12 protein-coding genes and 2 pseudogenes are annotated in these 16,466 nt (G+C 63.2%); 7 read left to right on the top strand and 7 right to left on the bottom strand.

Features of this window, described 5'->3' with window-relative positions:
* Positions 1 to 254 precede the first annotated feature (254 nt).
* The 3 genes and pseudogenes from ACFWO3_RS18930 to ACFWO3_RS18920 all read right to left on the bottom strand — a co-directional run bounded on the left by ACFWO3_RS18930 (position 255) and on the right by ACFWO3_RS18920 (position 3,189).
* Positions 255 to 1,390: pseudogene (locus ACFWO3_RS18930) on the bottom strand (IS701 family transposase).
* A 91-nt stretch (positions 1,391 to 1,481) separates the two neighbouring features.
* Complete coding sequence (locus ACFWO3_RS18925) at positions 1,482 to 2,450, bottom strand: phosphate/phosphite/phosphonate ABC transporter substrate-binding protein (RefSeq protein WP_378580568.1); 969 nt, start codon at positions 2,448 to 2,450, stop codon at positions 1,482 to 1,484.
* Positions 2,451 to 2,496: 46 nt separating this feature from the next.
* The gene (locus ACFWO3_RS18920; RefSeq protein WP_378580564.1) at positions 2,497 to 3,189 is read right to left on the bottom strand and encodes a phosphonatase-like hydrolase; all 693 of its coding nucleotides are present in this window, start codon (positions 3,187 to 3,189) and stop codon (positions 2,497 to 2,499) included.
* Between the two features lie 108 nt (positions 3,190 to 3,297).
* Here ACFWO3_RS18920 and ACFWO3_RS18915 point away from each other — a divergent pair, with 108 nt between their 5' ends.
* Positions 3,298 to 4,014, top strand: coding sequence for a GntR family transcriptional regulator (locus ACFWO3_RS18915; protein ID WP_378580562.1), 717 nt, complete (start codon positions 3,298 to 3,300; stop codon positions 4,012 to 4,014).
* Positions 4,015 to 4,018: 4 nt separating this feature from the next.
* A pseudogene (locus tag ACFWO3_RS18910) lies at positions 4,019 to 5,152 on the top strand (TIGR03364 family FAD-dependent oxidoreductase).
* A 111-nt stretch (positions 5,153 to 5,263) separates the two neighbouring features.
* Here ACFWO3_RS18910 and ACFWO3_RS18905 read toward each other — a convergent pair.
* Genes ACFWO3_RS18905 through ACFWO3_RS18895 form a run of 3 tightly spaced genes read right to left on the bottom strand, consistent with a single transcriptional unit; the run spans position 5,264 to position 10,130 of the window.
* Positions 5,264 to 6,022: an ABC transporter ATP-binding protein gene (locus ACFWO3_RS18905; RefSeq protein ID WP_378580560.1), complete on the bottom strand. Its 759-nt coding sequence runs from the start codon at positions 6,020 to 6,022 to the stop codon at positions 5,264 to 5,266.
* A complete protein-coding gene (locus tag ACFWO3_RS18900; protein WP_378580558.1) occupies positions 6,019 to 8,850 on the bottom strand; it encodes an ATP-binding cassette domain-containing protein in 2,832 nt (943 codons plus the stop codon). The genes ACFWO3_RS18905 and ACFWO3_RS18900 overlap by 4 nt, the downstream gene beginning before the upstream one ends.
* A gap of 38 nt (positions 8,851 to 8,888) precedes the next feature.
* Complete coding sequence (locus ACFWO3_RS18895) at positions 8,889 to 10,130, bottom strand: ABC transporter substrate-binding protein (RefSeq protein WP_378580556.1); 1,242 nt, start codon at positions 10,128 to 10,130, stop codon at positions 8,889 to 8,891.
* A 323-nt stretch (positions 10,131 to 10,453) separates the two neighbouring features.
* Between ACFWO3_RS18895 and ACFWO3_RS18890 the strand changes: the two genes are divergently transcribed.
* From ACFWO3_RS18890 to ACFWO3_RS18875, 4 genes are all read left to right on the top strand, one after another.
* A complete protein-coding gene (locus ACFWO3_RS18890; RefSeq protein WP_378580554.1) occupies positions 10,454 to 10,762 on the top strand; it encodes a hypothetical protein in 309 nt (102 codons plus the stop codon).
* Between the two features lie 37 nt (positions 10,763 to 10,799).
* Positions 10,800 to 12,311: a class I adenylate-forming enzyme family protein gene (locus tag ACFWO3_RS18885; protein WP_378580552.1), complete on the top strand. Its 1,512-nt coding sequence runs from the start codon at positions 10,800 to 10,802 to the stop codon at positions 12,309 to 12,311.
* A gap of 16 nt (positions 12,312 to 12,327) precedes the next feature.
* Positions 12,328 to 13,437, top strand: coding sequence for a CaiB/BaiF CoA transferase family protein (locus tag ACFWO3_RS18880; RefSeq protein WP_378580550.1), 1,110 nt, complete (start codon positions 12,328 to 12,330; stop codon positions 13,435 to 13,437).
* A gap of 105 nt (positions 13,438 to 13,542) precedes the next feature.
* Entirely contained in the window at positions 13,543 to 14,394 is an 852-nt protein-coding gene (locus ACFWO3_RS18875; RefSeq protein ID WP_378580578.1) for a mycofactocin-coupled SDR family oxidoreductase, read from the top strand.
* A 13-nt stretch (positions 14,395 to 14,407) separates the two neighbouring features.
* Here ACFWO3_RS18875 and ACFWO3_RS18870 read toward each other — a convergent pair whose 3' ends face one another.
* A complete protein-coding gene (locus tag ACFWO3_RS18870) occupies positions 14,408 to 15,202 on the bottom strand; it encodes a FadR/GntR family transcriptional regulator (protein WP_378580576.1) in 795 nt (264 codons plus the stop codon).
* Between the two features lie 259 nt (positions 15,203 to 15,461).
* Here ACFWO3_RS18870 and ACFWO3_RS18865 point away from each other — a divergent pair, with 259 nt between their 5' ends.
* Positions 15,462 to 16,460, top strand: a complete 999-nt coding sequence (locus tag ACFWO3_RS18865; protein ID WP_378580548.1) for an NAD(P)H-dependent flavin oxidoreductase — start codon at positions 15,462 to 15,464, stop codon at positions 16,458 to 16,460.
* Positions 16,461 to 16,466 lie beyond the last annotated feature (6 nt).

The following is a 16,466-nucleotide window of genomic DNA, read 5'->3' as shown; positions in this document are numbered from 1 at the left end:
GAATTGTTTCTGTGAGAAGTTCAATTCTTCCACCACGACAGGGCATTTCGCCGTTACGACCCGCGTCTGACCACTACTGAATCGGTGCATTCAGGTTTAGGGTGACTGTCCACGGGCTCGGTAATGGCACTGTCGAGCTCGGTACTGGTGGCGGCGACGCCAGTTCGAGCGCGTGAGGACATGACTCGGGTCGGGTAGATGGGTCCAGATCAGTAGGCAGAGCAGGCGGCGTATCTCTGGCACACACAGCGCGATCAATTCGCTGTGCTCACCCGGTTTTCGGGCCCCCTTTTCGATCGGATGACGGTGAGGAAGGTGTGAGCGAGCATCGACAAGGTGATATGCCGATACCAGCCGGTGTACTGCCGCACCGGATAGTGGTCGAGGCCGGTTTCGCCCTTGGCGATCTGGAAGGTTTCCTCGATCGCCCAACGGGTTCCGGCGACCGCGGCCAGTTCGGACACGGTGGTGCGTTTCGGTCCGTGACACAGGTAGTAGGCCAGATCCGTCGGGTCGCTACAGCTACGGCGGGCCAACAACCAGTAGGTCTGCTCGGGCGAGTTCACTCCACGCACCGCCGTGCGCGCCCAGTGGTAGCGGCGTTCGCCTTTCGTGCCGTCGCCGGCCGAGCGGGTCCGCCACGCCTGGGCGGGCAGTGTCGCGATCGCCGCGTCCGCGCGGAGTTCGGCGCCGGCGGTGGTGATCACGCGCTGATTCACCGCGACGGCCAGCACGTACGACAGCCCGAGTTCCTCGCAGCGGGCGCGCGCAGTCGGTGGTACTTCCCGTAGACCTCGTCGCCGGTGACCCACGATGCCGGCACGCCGGCGGCGACGGCGCGTTCGAGTATCGCGATCGCCAGCTCGGGCTTGGTCGCGAACTCGCGCTCGGCGGGGATCCCGGCCTGCGCGCACCGGTCACGGTCGTCCGTCCACGCCTGGGGCAGGTACAACTCCCGGTCGATCAGCGTTCGGCCCGCCGCAGTGGCATAGGTCAAGAACACCGCGATCTGGCAATTCTCGACCCGGCCCGCGGTCCCCGAGTACTCGCGGGCCACCCCGGCCGAGCGGGTGCCCTTCTTCAAGAAACCGGTCTCGTCGAGAATCAACACACCGGACGGATCCGCGAGGTGCCTGACCGCGTAATCGCGGACATCGTCGCGGACCGCGTCGGGATCCCAGTCCGCGGTCGAGAACAGTCGCTGCATCCCGTCCGGCAACCGATCACCCGCGCGCTCGGACAGGGTCCACGAATTCTTCCGCTCCTCACCCGAGAGCAACCCCTGCACGTACTCGACCGCATGCTTGCGGGGTTCGGACCTGGCGAAACGTTGCCCGATCAAGGCATCGATCTCCGCCAGCCCCTCCGCCCACACCCGCACCTCGGCCACGCACACATTCTCCACATCCCGACACTGATCGGTCGACCCGCCATAGCTGCGACGACACGCCGACAAGATCAAAATAAACGCGACTGTAGTACTAGCCCTGGCACTTCTCGGAGCCGGTCACGTCGCAGACGTGGCGCACACCGTCGTAGTCGCCGTCCTCCACGGGAACGACGCCCCAGGCGCGTTCGTCGGTGATGCGGCATTCGTCCGAGCAGATTCCGTCGGCCCGGAAGGCCTCGGCGTTCATGGACTCGGTGAAGACCGTCTTCAGTTTGTCGACAGCTTCGGTGCCGAGTTCGTTGTTGGCAGCGAATAGTGAGCCGGCGATGGTGTCGGACTTCCAGACGGTCTTCAGCTCGCCCGGCGCCAATTCGCCCTTGTCCACCATCGTCTTGTCGACCATCGTGTCGAATGCGAAGCCGGCATCGCAGTCGCCGTTCTTGACCGACAGTGCGGAGGCGTCGTGTCCGCCTGCGTAGATGGGTGTCAGGGCGGACGAGATGTCGGCCTCGGACCCCGACGACGTGACGCCTTCCTCGATGAGACCGGCCGAGGGGTACAGGAATCCGGAGGTCGAACTCGGATCCACGAAGCAGACCTTCTTGCCCTTGTAGTCGGCGAGGCTGTTGACGGAGTCGTTGTCCGAGCGTGCAATTCCGTAGGACGTGTAGCCCGGCGGCGTGCCCTGATCCTTGACGACGGCACCGAGCGGTGTCATGTCCGCGCCATTGACACCGGCCACGACGTAGGCGAACGGACCGAAGAATGCGAGGTCGACATTTCCTGCGATGAGACCCTCGACGATGCCTGCGTAATCGGAGGCCTGGACGAAGTCGACCGTCGATCCGGTTTCACGCTCGAGCCGTTCGATCACAGGGTCGTAGCTGGCACGCAGATCGGTCGAGTTCTCCGCGGGAATTGCTGCGAGGGTAATGGTTTCGGGAAAGCCTTGCGCGGTGGTCGCGTCTGCGTCGGAGCCGGAACAGCCTGCGGCGACGAGAGCAGTGGACGTGAGGAGGGCGGCGGCGAGGCCGGTTCTGCGATGGGCGGTGGTGATCATGGCGAAGTCCGTTCGGTCGGGGGTGGACGAGCGCGGATGGAGGAGGTCAGTTCAGGACCAGGGCGGGGAACTCGGCGATGCTGTCGAGGACGTGGGTCGCTCCCGCATCACGGAGTTGGTCTGCGCCGTGGGCGCCGGTGAGTACACCGGCGACGACGGGAGCACCGGCGCGCAGACCGGATCGGATGTCGTTGGAGGTGTCGCCCACTACCGCAACGGCTGCCATGTCGCTGACCTGAACATGCAGGGCAGCAGAGAGGACGAGGTCCGGGTGCGGGCGACCGCGTCCGAATTCTCCCGGCGCAAGAAATGCGTCGGGGAGGTCCTGCCACCCGAGAGCGTCCACGATGCGACCCTGTGTGGTCGGTGAGAATCCGGTTGTGAGGACGACGGAGATGCCCGCGCCGCGCAGGCGCGCAATGGTTTCGGCCGCGACGGGGACCGGCGTGACTCCGCCGTCGATCCGGGCATCGTAGGCACGTTCGAAGGCTCGATTGGCCGACTGGGCGTCTTCCTCGCTGTCGAACAGTGCGCGGAAGACCTCGATCTTCGACTGGCCCATGGTGTCGAGCACGTACTTGCGGGCGGCCTCGCGTTCCGGGCCCTCTTCGGGGAGGCCGACGGACGTGGCTGCGGCGTCGAAGGCGTCGAGTACGAGACCGTCGTCTGCCACGGTGGTGCCGGCCATGTCCATGACGACGAGTTCGATGGGTGAGGTGTGGGGTGTCGGGTTCGGCATGAGGAATACCGTGCCGGTTGGTATAGACCAATGAGTAGAACGCTCTTGAACAGCAGGTGAACGCCGATGGACAGTTTGGTCTAGACCATAAACTGCTACAGTGAGCCCATGGTTGTCGACTCGGAGCCGCGGGTGCTCAAACACCAGATAGTGCGGAGAAACCTCGACGCGGTACTCGACGGAATGGCTCCGGGAGACCCGTTCCCTTCGGAGCGAGATCTCGCCGAGCAGCACGATGTCTCTCGGGAGACTCTGCGTCAGGCCATTCGGGAACTGTTGGTCGCGGGGAGGCTCGAACGCCGTGGTCGAGCGACCGTCGTTGCCGAGTCGAAAGTGGTGCTCCCCCTTGCCATCGGCTCGTACACGGAGGCCGCCCGTGAGAAGGGTCTGACGGCCACTCGCATCCTCGTCGGATGGAGCGTCTACGACGCCGACGATGCACTTGCCGACACGCTTCGGATCGACGCGGGGGATTCGGTTGTTCAGCTGGAACGTGTGTTCACCACGGGAGACGTACGCGTCGGACTCGAGACCACGCGACTTCCCGCGTACCGAGTCCCCGGTTTGGTGGAGAACTTCGACTACAGAACTTCCCTCTACTCCGAGATGCGCACTCGGGGAATCCTGTTCGGGCGGGTGGTCGATGCAATCGAAACGGTGCTTCCGGACGCGAGGGAGGCCGCCCTGTTGACGGTCGACGCCCGAACACCGATGTTCCTGCTCAATCGTGTGTCGTACGACGTCGACGGAGTTCCCATCGAGCAGCGGCGATCTCTCTACCGCGGCGACCGTATGACGTTCACGGCCGTGATGGAGGGGGAGTGAATTGGTGAGCGCCGGTCGGCATTACGACGTCGTGGTGGTGGGTGCAGGCATCGTCGGGCTCGCACACGCCTATCACTCCTGGCGGCGCGGGCTGTCGGTGATGGTGGTCGAGCAGGCAGGCGCCGTCACCGGAGCCTCCGTCCAGAACTTCGGACATGCCTGCATCACTGCACAATCCGGCGATGCTCTCACCTACGCCGAATCGGGTCGAACGCATTGGCTCGACCTGGCGCGCAAGGCCGGGTTCTGGGCCGCCGAGACGGGAACCCATTGCGTCGCGCGGCACGACGACGAACTCGACGTGTTGAGGGAGTTCGCCGAACGCCGAGGTCCGGAGAGGGTCCGCCTGCTCGACCGCGAAGAGATTCTCGAACGACTTCCCATCTCCGGAGACGGTGTGGTCGGGGGTATGTACATGTCGATGGACCTCCAGGTGGACCCTCGTGCCGCCGCTCCGGCGGTCGCGGAGTGGTTGGAACGGTCGGGAGTCGAGTTCTCGTGGCGGACGGCGGCGACGTCGTTCGACGAGGGAGTGGTACACACCTCGCGTGGTGACCTGCACGCCGACAACATCTTCGTCACCGTCAACCACGATATCGATCGATTGTTTCCAGAGTTGGCCGAAGAGAGAGGGCTTCTGCGGTGCCGTCTGCACATGTTGCGCGCGAATCTTCCGCTTCGCACACCGCTTCCGAGCCCTTTGTTCACGGGATGGTCTCTGCTTCGGTATTCCGGTTTCGAGGGGCTGCCGGCGGCGGCGCGGGTTGCCGAGCGCTTACGTGAGCAGTTCCCTCGCTACATCGAACTCGATCTGCACCAGATGTACACACCGCAGCCGGACGGATCCGTTCTTCTGGGCGATACACACTTTCGTGACGTCTCGGGTTCGCCCTTCCAGACCGAAGAAGGATTCGACGTCCTGCTGGCCGAAGCACGAGCGTTGTTCGGAGTGGAACGGATCGACGTCGTCGAACGGTAGCAGGGGGCCTACAGTTCTGCTCCCGGAACCGAGTTCCTCCAGGAAGAGTCCTACAAGGGTGTTCATATCGTCACTGTGACCACCGGAATCGGGATGACGACGAGCATTGGCCTCGCCGAGTCGAGTGTCGCCCGCGCGGTAGGTGCCGACAGCAAGTAGCCTCTCCGGCTCCGATTCATCGTGCCCGACGTCCGAGTGATGCACCCGCATGCTTCCGTTGTATACGAACGGCACGTCCGGGCGGTTGTGTCGAACGGACGTGCCCATTGTTCAAGGGCTCGTGCCTTGTTGGCTGCCCTTGCTGGAGAGGGGGTCTGAAGTGCCGAGATATGCGTCCTCGATCAGATGCGGTGCGTCCGCGAGTTCTGCGGCCGCACCTTGTAGAACATTCGTTCCATGCCGCAGAACGAGTGCTGTGTCTGCGGTTTCGAGTGCGAGTTGAACGTGCTGTTCGACCAGTACAACCGCCGCACCGGTCGTGTCGGCCACCGTGCGCACGATCGGCAGCAGTCGTTCGACGACGACGGGGGCCAATCCCATGCTCAGTTCGTCGATGAGTAGAACCTTCGGGTGTTGGACCAATGCGCGGGCGATCGCGAGCATCTGTTGTTCGCCACCGGACAACGATCCGGCTGCGACTTTCATACGCTCGCTCAGCGCAGGAAAGTACTCGAGGACGGACGCCCGCTCGGACGACCATGCGCGACGTGACGTGACAGCCAGGCGAAGGTTCTCTTCGACGGTGAGAGTCGTGAACAGTGAACGGTCGTCGGGGACGAGGACCAGCCCGGCTTGCGACGCGCTACGTGCCTGTCCGGGCTTGACCACGCGATTGGCGATCTCGACTGTTCCGTTCAGGCTCGGCAGCAGACCCGCCAGGGTCGACAGGACGGTTGTCTTGCCGGCACCGTTCGGTCCGAGAAGTGCGAGCACCTCCCCGTCTTCGAGCTCGAGGTCGAAGTGACGAACGCAGGGTCGACCTTTGGAATATCCGGCGTCCATATGGGTACATTTCAATACGGTTGTCATGCCTCGATTTCCTGTCCTGTCGCAGTGCGTTGCGGCTGGATGGGTTCCGGTTCGTCGACTCCTTCACGTGTCGACGAACCGGTGTGGGTGGCTCCGAGGTATGCCTTCGTGACCGCGGGGTCGTTGCGCACCTCATCGGGGGTCCCGACCGCGATGACTCTTCCCAGGTCGAGAACTATTATCCGGTCGCAGATCTCGAGTACCAGTTCCATGTCGTGGTCGACCATGACGATCGTCAGTCCGGAGTTGCGGATCGCTCGCAACCGGTTACCCAGCCACATGCTCTCGTTGGTGTCCAGGCCCGCTGCCGGTTCGTCCAGCAGCACGACTCGTGGTCGTCCCGCCAATGCCCTGGCCACCGAGACCAATTGGCGTTGTCCTTGCGAGAGCTCCCTGACCGGTCGGTCGACCACTGTACTGAGGTGGAGGATGTCGAAGAGCTCGCCGAGTCCCTCGTCGCCCAGTGGAGAGTCGTCCGAGCTGCGAGTCAGCGCAGCGGTGGTTCCCACGGATACGTTCTCCTCGACCGACAGGTCGTCGTAGAGTTCGATGCCTTGGAAGGTCCGCCCGAGTCCGTTCCGCGCCCGCCTGTACGGTCGCTGACCGTCGAGGCACTCGCCCGCGACCGAAACGCTGCCGCTGGCATCGGCGAATCCGCTGATGGCGTCGATGAACGTGGTCTTACCTGCGCCGTTCGGGCCTATGAGTCCGACGATCTCGCCGTGACGGACATCGAACGACACGTTTTCCAGTGCGACGACTCCGCCGTATCGGACCCCGATACCCGTCGTGGCGAGCACTACATCACCGAAGGGACGCGCTTCGTTGCGGTCGGGACTCACATCACCCACCGAGACGGAGAGTTCGGGAACGGCGCCGTTGCGGTGCGCGCCCACGAGCCTGTCGCGGAGCCATGCAACCTGCTTGTGGATCTCGGAGACGATGCCTTCCGGGTTGGCGATGATGGTGACGACCAACAGAAGTCCGGTGAATACGGCGTAGTAGTCACCGACGTGTGCGACGCGATCGAGCAGGATGAACAGAATGCCACCGGCGCCCATGGCGCCGGCAAGTATCCCGCCGGAGACGCACGTGATACCGGCGAGGTAGACGACCGCGAACATTGCGATCCCACCGATCGCGGAGAACGATTCGGGAACGGCCAGAGTTTGTGCGTAGGCCATGAGGGATCCACCGAGTCCCGCAATGAAGGCGCCGATCGCGAATGCGATGAGTTTGGTGCGTGAGACGTCGATACCCGAAGCCGCGGCAGAGCGTTCGTTTGCTCGTACGGCGAGCATCGAGGCACCGAGTCGACTGGTTCGCAAGGCGGCCACGGCCAAGCCGACGATGACGAGTACGAGCAGGCACAGGATGCCGAACGATATTCTGGGATAGGAATTTCCGGAACCGATACCGAGGTCTACTCCCAGAAGGGACGGGACCTCTACCTTGGCGCCGTCGATGCCTCCGTTGAGATTGTTGTTACGGAACCAGAACGTTTCGAGGAAGACCGCCAAACTCAAGGTCACGACAGCCACCGGCAAGCCGCGGATCCTGAGTGCCGGGAGACCCACGACGACGCCGACCACGGTCGCACACAGGGCGGCAAGCAGCGGTGCAATCGGGAATGGAACGCCCCAATCGGTGGTCAATCGGCTGAGCATGAAGGCGCCGACTCCGGCAAGAGTCAACTGGGCCAGCGAGATCTGGCCGGCGAACCCCGTGACGACCACTTGGGACAGAGCGATGATGGCAAGCGTGAAACTCACGATGATCGCACCGCGATAGCTGCCGTCGGTGAGAAGCAGGAAACCCAGTGCTATCCCGACGCCTATCAGTGTGGGGGCCAGGATGCGCTTCGGTCTGGGCGCGGAACCCAGCGTGTTCTGAATGATGGCGCCCCGCGACGGGAGCGGTTTACCGCGGAACACGAGGAAAATCAGAATCAGCACCAGCGGAATGAGTTCGGCCATGCCTGCCTGGGGCATCCAGCTGACGGTGGACTGGAGATGCGTCATTTCCGACTGTAGGACACCTATTCCCAAGCCCGCCGCCACGGCGGGCCCGATGGCGTTGAAATTGCCGACGAGTGCGGCCGCCAGTGCCGGGACGATGAACAGTGTGTACGAGATGGGAATGAGGGGGACGATCGGTGCGATGAGGATACCGGCAAGGCCGGCGATGGCCGTCGAGAGCGCCCAGTTTGCGTACGCGATGCGTTCGGGGGAGAGGCCCGTGACAATGGCACCCTTCTCCGATTCGGCTGCCGCGCGGGTGGCGAGTCCGAAGCGGGTCAGACGGAATGCAAGTATCAACAGGACCGTGAGTGCGACGACGATAGCAGCGAACCACAGCCGGTCGGACGGGACACGGAGGCTGCCGATCGTGATGACGTCGTTGGGCAGGATTGCATCCACCGACACGGGCGTGGTGCCCACCCTTGCGGCGAGCAAGGCCTGCACAGCCAACATGAGTGCAACGGAGGCGACGGCTTTGGCAGTCGCCGGCGCGGTCCTGAGCAGCTTGAATACCGAGAAGTACATCAGGATGCCCATCCCCGCGGCGATGGCGAGTGAGATCCCCATGGCGGGAACAAGTCCCAGTGGTCCGCCGAGGTCCACTGTTTTCGGCAGGCCAGGGATCGGGATGAGTAGCTCGCCGTCACGGAGGTAGGCATAGGTGTACGCGACGTACAACGCGACTGCACCGGTCGCGAAGTTCACGACCCCCGAGCTTCGGTAGGTCATCACGAGCGCCAGCGCCAACGCTGCGTACACCGCTCCGTTGCCGAGTCCCAGGAGCACGAACTGAATATCTTGCATCATCGCAACATCTTTCGGTGGAAGTGATTTCGGCGGATCTGCTAGTTGACGACCCGCGGATCCGTCATCTGCCCGTCTTCGATGGTCAAGATGATCGAGCCCTTGTTGCAGATGGATGTCAGCGGTGGTAGCGCGGACTGGTTGCAGGTGAACGCCAGACCTTCGGCTGCGGGTGTGGGAACGTCGACAGCCGAGGCAATTGCCGAAATGATCGCGGCGGGCGAGGTATCGGTTCCTTCGACCGACTCGGTGGCTCGGAAGAGTCCGAGCATTCCCTGGTACGCGACGGGTGTCTGACCGCCGGTCTCGGTGTTCGGCGCATACTTCTGCATGACGCTCTGGAAGAGGTTGGCTTCCGGATTGTCGGTGGTCGTGTCGGTTGCGGCGAATACCTGCGCACCTTCCATGGCCGAGCCGACTGCATCGATTACCGACTGGGCGGTGCACGAAGCGTTGGTGAACTTCTCTGCGGTGGCGCCCAAAGTGCCGAGTGCCTTGAAAATCGACGTGCACGCCGTCTCTTCGCCGACCACGACGACGCCTTCGGGGTTCGACGCGAGACCTGCGCTGACCTGGGGAGTCGCATCAGGCGTGCCCATCGGGATGGGGACCACCTCGAGATCGACACCTGCGGCGGCGAATGCGGGAACTCCCAGCTGCTCCAGCCCCGACACGGCAGCGGGTACGTTGATCGTGAAGGCGGTGACCTTCTTCATCTCCTGGTCGCTCGCTGTCGCCGCCATAGCACTCAGACTGGCTGGAAATCCGCCGGTCCAGAGGAACGAGTTCTCCGTGGTCAGCTCTGCCATCGACTGACCGGACGCGGCGACGTACGGAATACCGGCTCCGGTGATGATCGGGACCATGACATCCCCCATACCGGTAGTGGTGATGACAGCCGCCGAGACCCCACTTTCGACCATCTGGTTTGCGCAGTCGCGCGCAGACGCTGGTTCCTCACCCTGCTTGCACTCCACCAATTCCACAGGTCGACCGCCGATTCCACCGAGGTTGTCGTTCGCGTAGCGAACGACGGCTTCGGCTGCCTCCCGGTTCTGCGGCTGCGAAACTGCCTGCCCGCCCTCGTTGTTGATGAGGCCGATCTTGACCGGCTCACCGCTGGCGGACACGCCGGGATACGAACCTTCGGGAGCTGTGACACTCTCGGACGCGGGGTCAGCGGCATCGCTGTCGCTGCTACACGCGGACAGGGCGGTCATGGCAACGACGGCAACCGATGCCGCTGCGGCCCTGGTAGCAGATTGCCTACTGAACGGTCTCATGATTGTCCTTTTCGGTTGTTGACCCACGCTGTGGTGGTGCTTCGGACCGACACGGAAAGCTGCGTGAGGGCGTGTGCCTTCGACGACCTGTACCGGGAGGCCCTCTCGGGTGCTTCTTCGTGTCGTCGCCGTTCGAAGCCGACGCTATGAGGTGGCCACACGCAGTCGATCGTTGGAAAACGGTGTACCGGTGAGCGGGACAACTCGCGGCGGCAGTGTCCCGCTCACCGGGTTGACGCCGATCGATCAACCTTTCTCGTGCATACACTGCCTGCGACTCATGGCACGAACGCCGACGACACCTCGACATAGTTGGGAAAACGATGCATCTCAAATCCGGTCAGTCCCTGGCTAGTTCCGTGGACACCACCACGGTGGTCGTGGTACGTGCACCTGCAGAGGAGGTCACCTTGACATGTGGTGGGGCCGAGATGGTCTCGGGCAAAGTGGCGACCGGGGACGGCTCGACGATCGATGCGTCCCACCTCGGAGATTCCCTGCTCGGCAAGAGATATGTCGACGAGGAGATCGGTCTGGAGATCCTGTGCACCAAGCCGGGTGTGGGGCGACTGGATGCGAACGGCAAGCCGCTACCGATCAAGTCCGCCAAGCCGCTGCCGTCATCCGACTGACTGTCAGAACGAGCCGAGATCGAGAGATGAGTGTCGGATGAATATCACCATGTTGCTGGATATGGCGGCCGATGGGTTCGGCGACCGTGTCGTCGTCGGTGATTCGCAGAGCGGCTTGACGCCTGGTCGGCTTCGGGAACTTGCCGCCTCCGGGGCCCGGGAGATCGAGGAGGCGGGGGCGGACGCGCTCGTGTATCTCGCTGTCAATGGCCCAGCCTTTCCTGTGGCGATGTTTGCTGCGGCGTACGCAGGGGTCCCGCTCGTTCCGGTCAACTATCGCCTGGGGCGAGAGCAGATGGATGCTCTTCTCACGAATCATCCGAAAGCGCTGGGTATTGCCGGCCCCGAGCAGTCGGATGCACTTCGGCGGGCGGGGATACCGGTCGTCGCACCGGATGAGTGGATCACCCGACTGGGGGCCGCGGCCGATTCCGTGGACGAACCTGGTCTCGCCGACAACCACGATTCCGATGCTCCTGCAGTGATCATCTACACCTCGGGAACCACATCAGCTCCGAAGGGAGTTCTGCTCCGGCACGAGAACCTGTCGGCCTACGTTCTCGGATCCGTGGAGTTCGCCGCTGCGGACGAGGACGAAGCTGCGCTTGTGAGCGTGCCGCCCTATCACATCGCGGCAGTCGCCAACGTCGTCACCAACCTGTATGCCGGTAGGAGAACTGTTGTGTTGGAACAGTTCTCGGCTGAACAGTGGTTGACGGCAGCGCGGAACGAGCAGATCACGAGCGCGCTCGTCGTTCCCACGATGCTTTCTCGAATCGTCGGTGTGGACGGTGACAAGTCGCTGCCCAGGCTCCGAAGTCTCGCCTACGGAGGTGCTCCCATGCCGGCGCGCGTGATCGAGAGTGCCCTGCGCACATGGCCAGATGTCGATTTCGTCAACGCATACGGGTTGACCGAGACCAGTTCGACGATCGCGGTACTCGGTCCGGAAGAACATCGGTCGGCACTGGAGAGTAGTGACGAGGCCGTTCGTGCTCGCCTCGGTTCGGTAGGCACACTCATACCCGGCGTGGAATGCGAGATCCGAAACGATGACGACGAGGTCGTCGGGCCCGGTGTGGTCGGGAAGATCTGTGTTCGTGGAGATCAGGTTTCCGCGGAGTACGCCGGTGTGGGACGAATGGTGGACGAACGTGGGTTCTTCGACACTCGGGACAGAGGGTACCTCGACGACGACGGATTCTTGTTCGTCGGCGGCCGTGCCGACGACACCATCATCCGTGGCGCCGAGAACATCGCTCCCGCCGAGATCGAGGACGTCGTGCTCGGGCACCCGGACGTGTTGGACGTGGCTGTCGTCGGCGTCCCGGATCCCGAGTGGGGGCAACGTATCGAGGCGGTAGTCGTACTGCGGCCCGGTGTGAGCCTCGCTGTGGACGACCTGAGGTCGTTCGTGCGGTCGGCGCTTCGGAGCAGCAAGACACCCGAACGCATCGTGTACTGGGATGAGATTCCGCGCAGCGAAACCGGCAAGCTCGTGCGCCGTCACGTCGTCGAGCGCCTGAGTACGCAGTCGACATCGGTCTGAGAGATCGGCGTCCGTGATGACGGCTGAAGGTGGACATGTGACGACAGGAGGCCCGCTGAACAATGTGCGGGTGATCGAACTGGCTGGAATCGGGCCGGGTCCGCATGCTGCGATGGTGTTGGGTGATCTGGGTGCCGATGTGGTTCGGGTGCAGCGGCCTGGCACCCTGCCCACGGAAGCGCAGGTATCCGATCAGTTGCTGCGCAATCGAACGGTGGTCGAAGCGGATCTGAAAAACCCCGCCGACAGGAAGACCGTCATGGACCTCATCGCCAAGGCCGATGTGCTCATCGAGGGCTTCCGTCCAGGTGTGGCAGAGCGACTCGGTGTGGGTCCCGAGGATGTGGAGTCCGTGAACCGCACACTCGTGTACGGACGCATCACGGGATGGGGACAGGACGGCCCGCTCGCTCGGGTCGCCGGCCACGACATCAACTACATCTCGCAGACCGGCCTGTTGCACGCCGTGGGCCGTGCCGACGAGGTCCCGACACCGCCGCTGAATCTGCTCGGGGACTTCGGTGGAGGATCGATGTTTCTCGTCGCGGGCATTCTGGCCGCGTTGATCGAGCGTGAGCACACGGGTTTGGGACAGACTGTCGATGCAGCCATGGTCGACGGAGTGTCGGTGCTCGGCCAGATGATGTGGTCGTGGCGGGGGTCGGGCCGATGGGACGACCGTCGTGGGGTCAACAAGCTGGACACTGGCGCACCGTTCTACGAGGTATACGAGACTGCCGACGGGCGCTATTTCGCGGTCGGAGCAATCGAACCGCAGTTCTACGCGCTGCTTCTCGAAGGACTGGGCCTCTCCGCCGAGGAACTGCCCGACCAACTCGACCAGTCCAGATGGCCGGAGGTCAAGGACAGATTGGCCAAGGCCTTCCGCTCCAGAACTCGCGACGAGTGGGCCGCGGTGTTCGGGGGCACGGATGCCTGTGCCACACCTGTTCTCGATTGGAACGAAGCCGTCGAGAACGATCATCTGGCTGCGCGGGGAACTCTCGTCGAATCCGATGGGGTCGTACAAGCGGCTGTAGCACCGCGATTTTCGCGATCGGCAACCGACGTCCCACGTCCACCAGTCCGGACGGCAACGGATCCGAGGCGATTGTGGCCCGACTGACTGTTCACTGCACGGTTGACGCGAAAGCGGCTCGTCACCGCCGTCTCGGTACCCGGGACGATCACTGGACCGAGGTTTCCACGCCGTGGAAGTGACCTAGGAGGCATCGTGCTGCACGACATTCCCGAATCTCCCCTTCCTGACGCTCCGAACGGACGGCGGTACGAAGGCAAAGTCGTCTTCGTGACCGGTGCGGCGCGTGGACAAGGCCGCGCAGAGGCCGTCCGTTTCGCGGCAGAGGGAGCAGACGTGATCGCGCTGGACATCTGCGCAGATCTTCCCACGACCGGATACCCGGGCCCGACGGTGGAAGATCTCGACGAGACTGCGCGTCGAGTCGAAGCGATGGGCCGCAAGATCGTCACCAGCGTGACGGATGCCAAGGATTTCGACGCCTTGAAAGCCGCGCTCGAGAAGGGAGTGCACGAGCTGGGACGACTCGACGTGGTCGTTGCGAACGCCGGAATGACCACGGCCGCGTTGACGTGGGAAATCGATCTCGAGCACTGGCACGCCACGATCGACAACAATCTTCACGCCGCCTTCTACACAGCGAAGGCTGCTGTGCCGATCATGATCGACCAGGGAACTGGCGGCGCCATCGTCTTCACCAGTTCCGTTGCCGGATTGAGGGGTCTGCCGTTCCTGGCCGACTACGTAGCTGCCAAGCACGGCGTGACCGGTCTGGCCAAGACACTCGCCAACGAGCTCGCCGAACACCGTATTCGTGTCAACTCGGTTCACCCGCACGGAGTTCGGACCGGACTCACGATGCCTGAACTACACGAGGCGTTGGAGTCCCGCCAAGATCTGGGTGTGCTCTACATGGGTAGCCTCCCGGATCGGATGAGCGAATCGGAGGATGTCGCTGCAGCCGTCGCATGGATCGCGTCGAACGAGGCGCGTCACGTCACCGGCATACAACTGCCAGTGGATCTCGGTCGGACGAACCGCTAGCCGTCGCTTCCGATCAGTCGAGTATGTCGCGCACCTTCACATCCAGGTGGCCGTCGAGCATCGAACGAGCGACCACCATGTGCTTTTTCCAATGCGCGATCGCTCCGTCGCTGTCGCGCGCCCTGAGCAACTTGATCAGGCGACGCTGAGACCGTACGAACAGTTTGTAGTTGGCCTGCGCGGCCTCGATATCGGTGCGGCTGGATTCGCGGGTGACGGAGGTGGTGTGGCGCTCGAAGATCTCGTGCAACATGCCGGCCATCAGCGCAAGCGTGGCGTTTCCCGAGAGCTGGACCATCCTCAAGTGGAAACGCGCAGCTGCGCTACCGAACTCATCGGACGCCAGTGCAGCGGGGATCTCCTCGTCGACGAACTGCTCGAGCTCGTCGAACGCGGCCTCGGTGCCTTCGGCGGCAAGAATTCCGGCCGCCGCAGGCTCCAGTGATTCCCGTGCGACGAGCACATCCGCCACGGTAGCGCCGGAAAGTTCGAGGAGAAGAGACGCAGGTCGTGCCACCACCTCAGGTCCGGGCACGCACACGCGGGCGCCAGTCCTCGAGCCGCGGCGCACTTCGACGAGGCGTTCTGCTTCCAGAATCCTCACGGCCTCGCGGAGCGTCGGGCGGCTGACCGAGAAGTGTTCCATCAATTCTGCTTCGTGAGGCAGGTGGTCACCGTCGACCAACTTCCCGTCCACGATCATTCGCCGCAACTTCGCTGCGACCAGTTCTGCGGTCTTGGGCGTGCGAACCGGCCGCCCAGCGGCGTTCAGCAGGTTGACTCCCGGAGCATCCGACGCGTCGGGCAATGGTCCAACCACCTTTCCTCCAAGGCAACTTCGAATACCTAGTAAAGCATCCGTGCTGCACTCGGCATCACGGGCCGAGGCGCACGCCCGCTTCGTGTCCGAATCGAGTTGGTTTCGACTGGTCGTCAAGTGTCTTGCCAACCATTACATAGTGAACTATGTTATCTAGGTAATTCGAGTCAATATCAGTGAAACGGCTTGGACGCATTCCCGTCGTACAACGGCCGCCGCGGACCGGTCACGGCCCAGAGGAGCAATCATGCTGAGAACGCGGTTCACGGAGACGTTCGGAGTGGAACACCCGATAGTCCAAGGTGGAATGATGTTCGTCGGTCGCGCGGAACTTGCGGCGGCGGTGTCCAACGCGGGTGGGCTCGGCATCATCACCGCACTCACTCAGCCCACGCCGGAGGACCTCGCCGCCGAGATCGCGCGGTGCCGAGCGCTGACGGACAGGCCGTTCGCGGTGAATCTGACTCTGACGCTGTCGATCGACCCTCCACCGTTCGAGGAGATTCGGCAGGTGATCATCGACTCCGGAGTGAAGATCGTCGAGACTGCCGGGTCGGACCCCACGGTGCATGTCGAGCACTTCAAGGAGAACGGCATCAAGGTGATCCACAAGTGCACGAGTGTGTCGCACGCGCTGAAGGCCGAGAGGATCGGCGTGGACGCGGTGAGCATCGACGGTTTCGAGTGTGCGGGCCACCCCGGCGAGGACGATGTGCCAGGACTCGTCCTGATCCCGGCAGCGGCGGACGCTCTGAACATCCCGTTCGTGGCTTCCGGCGGGTTCGCGGATGGCCGCGGACTGGCTGCCGCGCTGGCTCTGGGGGCCGACGGCATAAACATGGGGACGCGCTTCATGTGCACCGTGGAGAGTCCGATTCACGAGAACATCAAGAGGCTGATCGTGGACTCGACCGAACGCGATACACGACTCATCATGCGACAACTGAGAAACTCCATGCGTGTCGCGAAGAACACCGTCAGTGACGAAGTCATCGAAATCCTGAGCAGAGGAGGAAGATTCAGAGATATCAAGGAGCTTGTCGCCGGAGCGCGCGGACGTACCGTATTCACGAACGGCGATCCGGAACTAGGGATATGGACGGTCGGTCTCGTTCAGGGATTGATTCGTGACATCCCGACTGCAGGTGCTCTGGTGCACCGGATCTCGTCCGATGCCGAGCAGTGGCTGACGGACGCGGCGCGCACCGTCGTGGTTGCTCCGCTTGCTGCAGCTGGGCGGGAATGAGATGGC

The sequence above is a fragment of the Rhodococcus sp. NPDC058521 genome, assembly GCF_042719695.1.
GTDB lineage: Bacteria > Actinomycetota > Actinomycetes > Mycobacteriales > Mycobacteriaceae > Rhodococcus_F.
The sequence above is the reverse complement of the archived record's forward strand: the minus strand, read 5'-3'. Positions and strand labels throughout refer to the sequence as shown.